This is a genomic window from Rhizobium fabae, from assembly GCF_003985135.1.
Taxonomy (GTDB): Bacteria; Pseudomonadota; Alphaproteobacteria; order Rhizobiales; family Rhizobiaceae; genus Rhizobium; species Rhizobium pisi.
Genome location: NZ_ML133657.1, coordinates 230,320 through 237,913, shown reverse-complemented (window position 1 = coordinate 237,913; position 7,594 = coordinate 230,320). Strand labels below are relative to the sequence as shown.

Below are 7,594 nucleotides of genomic sequence, written 5' to 3'. Positions count from 1 at the left end.
CTCCGGAAACTCGCAAAGCTAATCCCGACGCCGATGCCGAAACCAGCATAAAGGGAGCTACACCTTGGCGCGCCAGCCGCAATCCAGAGCTGCCGCACGATCTCGACGCGACTTTATCAACGGTATCGGCCCAATGCAGACAGGCTCGCCTCAAAAGACGCCAGTTTTGCCGCCCATGTCGGACCCTGAAAGTTTTAGCCGCATCCGAGGACATTTGCGCGAACTGGCGAGATAGCGGTTGGTGCCACCAGAGGATCTCTGGCAATCGGAGGGCAGTTCTCGCGGCGTTGGGTCCGCTTTTCTTCCAAGCAGGTTCCGGAAAAGTGTCCCACGGTTTTCGGACAAGAACCTGCGACAAATCAAAAGACTAAGCAGACCTTCGTTGGCTTGCCAACGAAGGTCTGCTTAGTGCCCGGATGTTAAGCCAAGTCCCTTTTGACCGCGGGAATTTCGAAGCCCGCGGCCAGTCGTCACGCCGCTGCACCAAGCCCGTGGCGGGCAACGGTCACCAGAAACAGCAGCATCGAGGCCAAAGTCAGTATCGCGCCGGCGCTCGCCAGAGCAGGCGAACCTCCGACGATGACCATGGCAATACCTGGGGTCATGAGAGCGACACCGAGGATGGCAAGTCCAGCGTGAACGCGGGGAAGAATCCCCTGCGCTGCTGTGGGGGTCAGTCGGTAGTACAGACCAAACAACGCCAGCGTCGTCCATCCCACCAGGTTGAGGTGCGCATGGGCCGGCGCCAGCAAATGGTCCTCGCTGATTGCCATCTGGATCCCCCAGCCCATGCCAGACGTGACGCACACGACCGCCGCGAGAAAAAAGATAAAGGCGATGTCACGCATATCAGCCTCTCTGCGCCAGCCCGGGGCCGGTAAACTGCGAGCCATAGCGTGCCGCACATTCGGCAACAGCGGCGATGTCACGCGGTATTTGAAAACCGCCTGCGGCGACTTCTTTGAAAAAGCCTTCAAAGCCACCCGGCGTCAGCACGGCGATGCAAACAGCGCCATCGGGACCGGTGCGGAAGCTATGACGCTTGCCACGTGGGATATGCGCAGTCTCCATCGGACCGCGCCGAAACACGGTGCCCTCAAGTTCGAAATCAATGACGCCTTCCTGCACAAGGAAAGTTTCGTCCTCGGCCTCGTGGACGTGCGAAGGCGGGCCTTCAAGCGGGCCAGCAACGCCGTGGACGATGGACATAGCGCCTTGAGTTTCGGCGGAGGACAACAGGATGCGATAGGTGGTGCCGTTCCAGCTATGAGCCTGCTGTGGCTGGGTATATATGTTCATGATGCAGGGACCTTTGTGGTTGGTTGATGGAAGGGCTCCGAGGTAACGCACCGCCGGACTTGTGATAAATTGAATGATTGTATCGACTGAATTGGTCCCATGAATTTATCCGCGTTCGACCTCAACCTGTTGAAAGTGCTTGATGCCTTGTTGCGCGAACGGTCTACCGTGCGCGCCGGGGAGCGGGTTGGCCTATCGCAGCCGGCGGTGTCAGCGGCCCTTGGGCGGTTGCGCGCCGCCTTCGGCGATCCACTGCTGGTGCGCGATGGCCAGCAAATGCGCCCCACCGAATTCGCACTTGGTTTGGTGTTGCCGCTGACGCAACTGCTCGAGGATTCAAGCCGCCTTTTGAACCCGGCAAGCTTCGATCCAGTGGGTGCGGTGCAGACTTTCCGCATTGCAGCGTCGGATTTTTTCACCGAAATGATGCTTCCCGGCCTACTGGCTAACCTGGAACAGCAGGCGCCCGGCATTTCGCTGCGCTATACTGACTCGCCCAATCTTCAGACCATGGACGACCTACGAGAAGCCAGGCTGGATCTGATCTTGTTGCCTGCGGGCAATTTTTCGCCCTGGGTCGATTGGCGACCGATTTTTCATGCCGGTTACGTTGTTGTTGCGCGGCAGGATCATCCGGTTCTACGCCAGCACGATGTTACGCCAGCGGCGGCGATGCCCGTCGAACTGTATTGCAGTCTGCGCCACGCCGCCTTCCGTGTCATCGAGTCGGCGCCCGATCGAGAAACTGCCGCACTTGCTGCACTGGGTCTGCAACGCGAAATAGTTCTGTCGGTGCCGACCTTTACGGCCGTCTTGCGGTCTGTAGCGGCGACAAACCTCGTCGGAATTGTACCGCGCCGGATGGCCCAGAAAGTGGCCATCGCAGCGGGGCTTGCCATTCATCCGCTGCCCTTTGCTTTGCCGCCAACGCTGTTGGCAATGATTTGGCACCGGCGCAATTCCGCCTCCCGTGCACACGCCTGGTTGCGCGATCAGGTCTTCGAAATACTCACGCCACTCGATGATCTTGAACAGGCCGGCGTCGGCAACGCGGTATTGGGAGGCCCTGGCAATATCGATTGATTGCAGGCCAGGTTTGCGTCCCGTATCGGACGTCTCCTGCTGGCGCAAAGCGGACGGCATTTCATAACTTAAAGAGGCCCTGCAATGACATAGCGATGCCCAGTTTCATCCTCTCCGGCGCGGTTCCGCCTTATCGAAATTGTTGATTTATCGGCTTTTGCGCTCGTCCTCAAAACGGCAATATCGGCAGCGCAACGCTAACCGCTCCGGAAAACTCGTTGTTTTCAATATCGGCGAATTTCGGCCGGAGCCGGCGTTAGCACGGTGTTAGCGTAAGTCACCTACCATAGCGACACTATTGGAAACCCGGTTTCTCCGTTGCAACAGGGACAAATGGAATGGTGACGACCCCGGAAACGCCACGGCTTACGGAGATTACATGAAACCGGTCCTAGCCAGCCTGATATTGTCGTCTGGCATACTGCTATCCAGCCTGTCGGGATATGCCGCTTCCGGCGGATGGCAGTCGGATGGGCAAGGCACGAGATACTGGCACGTCACTCCACCGCCCGGGCAATGCAATATAAGCCAGGCGAGAAACCGGGCGCTTCGGGCCGGCATCTATCGCAGCGAGATTATACAGCAGGATGAGAATATCATCGTGCTCAGAGGTCTGGATGAATCAGGCGACCGGCGAACGATCGGTTTCGGCAACATCAGGGGATGCCCTGAGTTGGAAGGCTATGTGGAAAGCCCGAACTTCTGAGGGCATGGTTAAAGCCGATCATCGCCGTAACTGGCTCCGGCAACTGATTGCATAGCGTATCGGACGACGCCACCGGTCCGTCAGGGCCTCCAGCCCGTCCTCCTTGTAGCGACTGAAGATCTTGTAGCCGATCTTGCGCGAGATCCCGAACTCCCGGCACACATCGCTCATGCCTTCGCCCTCAAGCAGCCGGGCGACAAATCGTAGACGTTCCTTCATCATCGAAGTCTCTTTTCACGGCATCGACACCTCCCGCAAAAAGCGAAAAGTGTTACCCATGTCTCCGGTACAAAACGTCACCTATCTCTCAGGTCGAACAACTGTATCCAGAACGAAATCTACGAACGCAACCGCTTAAAAAGATAAATTGCAACACGCATCCACCTAACGAGGAACGCCTTTCTCAACTACTATTGCAACTTAAGGGATATTGATCAATACTTCCGTTGCCGCATCAAGAGTATAAGGGTTCAATCCTATTAGCGAGAAAACGACGTTGGGTCAGCTTCCATTACGAGACATATGGCCGCACATAAACCGGATTGACTGGCGCGCGACGGGATTTGACATCAAGAAAGCGTATGTTTGCGCTCTTTTTTCGGAATTGACCTACTATCGAATCCCAGATTTTGAACTTTCGAACGCTGATCGTATCAATGTAGTTCCGTGTCTCGCATACCAAAGCACAGTACGAGAGAGGCAAACTATCGATTTCGAGCAAATTTTGGAATCAGCGGACTTTGGACAGTTCTTCGTCGTGGTTCGCCGGTATGCAATCGTGGTTGGAGTAAGAACACCAAATATGATCATGGTCGCGGTTCGTGGAACAAAATATCTCTACGATTGGCTGATCAATCTGCGATCTACTCGATATTTGCATGAGGGTGCCGGTGGAGCGAGTTGCTTCCACAAGGGCTTTTTCCGGGCTATTAGCGCTTGCCTAGAGCCTGTAAGTCTTGAGCTTCGGAAATATATCCAATCGAATCCTGAACCCCTACCACTCTATGTAACCGGTCATTCGCTAGGTGGCGCAATGGCAGCCATCATGCATGCAATTTGGGGCATGACGGTCTCGGCTGAGTTTGTTCAAGAGGGTATAGTTCACAATCGTTTGCGAACTTATGCGAGCTATACTTTTGGTATGCCGCGATATGGGGACATGCGGGCGGTGACAAATTATCGACAACCATACCATCTGTACAACGAATTCGACGTCGTGCCGACAGTTCCACCAAAGTGGCTCGGTTTCGAAAACTGTTCTAACGAGTTTATGTTGGATGGCTCGTCGCTTGAAAACATACCAAGACGAGAAAGCGTGAACTTCGCTTTTTGGGTTTCACGCCTTCTTTCCGGAAAAGGCGTCCAGCAGCATTCCATGGAACTCTATCGCGAAAGAATTGCAATGAACATTAGCTAGTCATTGGCTTTCGCGAGAACTCACCGAGTTTCTGGTGGGCGCCGGGTGAACCCTCAGTGTCAGGTCAGGCGTGCCTCAGATAGCTCGCATCCCAACTCACTAAGCTTCCCCCTCCCTCGTTAGCAATTTGTTGACCATAAACTGGCTTTACTAAACCTGATGGATGCGGAGTTCCCCCCGCCCGTCGCCGAGTGTTTGTGTAAGACGGGATTGTTCGTGTTGAAGTATCCAGTGCAAGGATTGTCGGGCGCAGCCTTGGGCGGCATTGCCACACTCCTCTCGCGTGCAAAACGATTCGCAGCGCACACCATTCTGCCAGCTCTGTTTGCGCTCCCCGCCCTTGTCGGTTCTGCATCCTTTGCCTCAGCGGAAGATCGCGCCCTGAAGCTGTTCTTTACCCATACGGGCGAGAGGGCGACGATCACCTACAAGCGGGATGGAAAGTTCGATCCGAAGGGCCTCGCCCAGATCAATCGGTTTCTGCGCGACTGGCGAAGGAACGAGCCGACCCGGATGGATCCCCGGCTGCTCGACCTGGTCTGGGAGGTGTACAAGAAGAGCGGCGGCAAGGATTACATCCATATCGTCTCTGCCTATCGTTCCCCTGCTACCAACAACATGCTCCGCAACCGCTCGCGCATCACGGGAGTCGCCAAGAAGAGCCAGCACATGCTGGGCAAGGCGATGGATTTCTACGTTCCCGGCGTGAAGCTTGCGACGCTGCGCGCACTTGCAATGCAGATGCAGGTCGGCGGTGTCGGCTATTATCCGACCTCGGGATCGCCCTTCGTGCATCTCGACGTCGGCAATGTCAGGGCCTGGCCCCGCATGTCCCGGCAGGAACTCGCGCGATTATTCCCCAACGGGCAGACGATGCATCTTCCGGCCGATGGCCGGCCTCTGCCGGGATACGATCAGGCGATTGCGAACTACAGGAAGCGCGTCACACCCACCTCGATTGGGATCGCCAGCACCGCTGGAGACGACGATGACGTGGGAGCGTCGGCCACGCCGAGCGGCGACGCCACAAGCCGCAACCTCGTGACGGCGCTTCTGCCCACGCCCCGAAGCCAGGTATTGAATGCGCTCGCGCTGCAGACCGGCGCAGCCGGGCCGGATGACAAACGGTCTGCTCCGGACCTTTCATCTTTGCCGATCCCGATACCGGCGATGCGCCCGCCCGCCCTTGCGCGGGACGCTGGCGCGGACGACAAACTGGAGACCGCGTCGATCGGCCCGATTGCAGCACTTCCGGAGAGACGGACTCCTGTATTGCCGGCCCACGCCCGCTTCCATCCCCTCGTCGTTGCACAGGAGACCTCCAGGCAGGGCGCTGATATGATCGCCTCCCTGCCCATGACCGCTTCCTGGGAAGACGCAAATTTCCTTGGATCAACGTCGAACGCGGCGCTGATGAAATGGGCGCTGCATTCTCCCGGCGAGGCGATTGAATTGAGCGCGCCTCGCGTTTCCCCCCGCACGGTTCATCGTGAGGCGGGTGTCGCGGTATCAGGTGTGGGGATCACGCCGGTCGCCGCCACAGACCTGTTCGATGCCAACCGGTTTGCGTCGCCCCCGGAGGGCTGAGCTCAATCATCAGGGCTTGATGCGCGGCACGAAGCCGGTCAGTAGCGCCAGCGGCCTGTCGAGGTCGCAGCCGGGCCGAAAGACGGCGGCGCTTGTCCGATGCGACCATCGCTAAGCTATATGCCGTCGACATGCCGCGCTCGACGAGCGTCCGGATGCTTCTGGAAACCCATCCCCCACGTCAGAATGGAGCGCCCCAGGGCGGCCAATCAGCTTTTTTAGAATATGCTAATTAATCGACATGCCTTACAGCCGATGCTCGCACATCGACCCGATATGTCGGAATCGACGATCGGAAAGAACGACGTCGATTCAATGTTTTAAAGCGTTCTCTCCAGACGCGCATTCGCCGCAGTTTCCATAGCCGAACGACCATGGCCATCGCTTCCGCGCATGCCGGACTCGGACCAAAGTCTGATCAACCCCGGACTTCGTACCCATACAAAACCTTCCCTCGCTGTAATAGCAATAGCACATCCGCAAGTAAAGAGGCGTAATGCTATGAGAAATGTACTAATTTCAGGCGGGGCTGGATTCATTGGATCGCATCTATGCGATCGACTTCTACTTAGAAATGATATCCAGAAACTTGTTGTTGTTGACAATCTCTGGACAGGACTCTTCGATAATATTGCACACATCAAGGACCCCCGTTTTTACTTTGTGAAATCGGACGTCGAAACGCTGCAGACGTCCGAGAAATTCGATGAAATCTATCATCTCGCCTCTCCCGCATCGCCGCCATGGTACATGCAGGAGCCGAAGAGAACGATTTCCGCGAATCTGCTCGGCGCGTTCCGGCTTCTGGACCTTTTGAAGAAGGGCGGCCGTTTCGGTTTCACCTCTTCCTCCGAAGTCTATGGCGATCCTTTGATCTCGCCGCAGCCGGAATCCTATAAGGGCCAGGTGGATTGCACCGGCCCGCGCTCGTCTTATGACGAGAGCAAGCGCTGCACGGAATCGCTGCTGTTCGAGATGCAGCGCACCCAGGGGCTCAACCTCAAGGTTATCAGACCCTTCAATATCTATGGTCCCCGCACACGCGCCGACGACGGGCGCGCGGTCTCCAACTTCGTCACCCAGGCGCTTTCGGGACGCCCGATTACCGTGTTCGGCGATGGCCTTCAGTCTCGCAGCTGGGGTTATGTCGACGATATCGTCGACGGTTTCGCCCGGTATTTCTGGATCAATGAAACCGACTACAAGGGACCTCTGAACATCGGCAATGATCGCGAGATTTCGGTTCTCGAGGTCGCGCAATATGTTTCCAGCCTCGTCGGCGGCGTGCCGATCGTCTTCAAACCGTCGCCACCGCAGGATCCCACGAACAGACGCCCGGACCTGACCAACGCAAATTATGTGATGCCGGAATGGTCTTGCAAGGTCTCCTATGAACAGGGCGTGGCCATGACGCTCGACTGGTTCAGGGAGAAGATGAAGGCGCGCGCAGCGGGGTAACCATCACGGCTTTCAAGCCCGCGCCTGAGGCGCGGGCGCCATGC

7 protein-coding genes and 1 pseudogene are annotated in these 7,594 nt (G+C 56.9%); 5 read left to right on the top strand and 3 right to left on the bottom strand.

Translation table 11 applies throughout. The features are described 5' to 3' along the window. Window positions 1–470 precede the first annotated feature (470 nt). The gene (locus EFB14_RS25520; protein ID WP_126829378.1) at window positions 471–848 is read right to left on the bottom strand and encodes a hypothetical protein; all 378 of its coding nucleotides are present in this window, start codon (window positions 846–848) and stop codon (window positions 471–473) included. Window position 849: 1 nt separating this feature from the next. Next, window positions 850–1,299, bottom strand: coding sequence for a cupin domain-containing protein (locus EFB14_RS25515; protein ID WP_126829377.1), 450 nt, complete (start codon window positions 1,297–1,299; stop codon window positions 850–852). A 99-nt stretch (window positions 1,300–1,398) separates the two neighbouring features. Here EFB14_RS25515 and EFB14_RS25510 point away from each other — a divergent pair, with 99 nt between their 5' ends. Together EFB14_RS25510 and EFB14_RS25505 are read left to right on the top strand one after the other, a co-directional pair. Beyond that, the gene (locus EFB14_RS25510) at window positions 1,399–2,382 is read left to right on the top strand and encodes a LysR family transcriptional regulator (protein ID WP_126829376.1); all 984 of its coding nucleotides are present in this window, start codon (window positions 1,399–1,401) and stop codon (window positions 2,380–2,382) included. Window positions 2,383–2,761: 379 nt separating this feature from the next. Then, the gene (locus EFB14_RS25505; protein WP_126829375.1) at window positions 2,762–3,088 is read left to right on the top strand and encodes a hypothetical protein; all 327 of its coding nucleotides are present in this window, start codon (window positions 2,762–2,764) and stop codon (window positions 3,086–3,088) included. Between the two features lie 16 nt (window positions 3,089–3,104). On the opposite strand, the pseudogene EFB14_RS25500 reads toward EFB14_RS25505, so the two are convergent. After that, a pseudogene (locus tag EFB14_RS25500) lies at window positions 3,105–3,310 on the bottom strand (helix-turn-helix domain-containing protein); the annotation flags it as partial. Between the two features lie 274 nt (window positions 3,311–3,584). Here EFB14_RS25500 and EFB14_RS25495 point away from each other — a divergent pair. The 3 genes from EFB14_RS25495 (at window position 3,585) to EFB14_RS25485 (ending at window position 7,550) form a co-directional block, all read left to right on the top strand. After that, complete coding sequence (locus EFB14_RS25495) at window positions 3,585–4,505, top strand: lipase family protein (protein ID WP_126829374.1); 921 nt, start codon at window positions 3,585–3,587, stop codon at window positions 4,503–4,505. Between the two features lie 159 nt (window positions 4,506–4,664). Continuing rightward, window positions 4,665–6,092, top strand: a complete 1,428-nt coding sequence (locus EFB14_RS25490) for a peptidoglycan L,D-endopeptidase MepK (RefSeq protein ID WP_126829373.1) — start codon at window positions 4,665–4,667, stop codon at window positions 6,090–6,092. Between the two features lie 501 nt (window positions 6,093–6,593). Continuing rightward, a complete protein-coding gene (locus EFB14_RS25485) occupies window positions 6,594–7,550 on the top strand; it encodes an NAD-dependent epimerase/dehydratase family protein (RefSeq protein ID WP_126829389.1) in 957 nt (318 codons plus the stop codon). The last annotated feature ends 44 nt before the right edge of the window (window positions 7,551–7,594 follow it).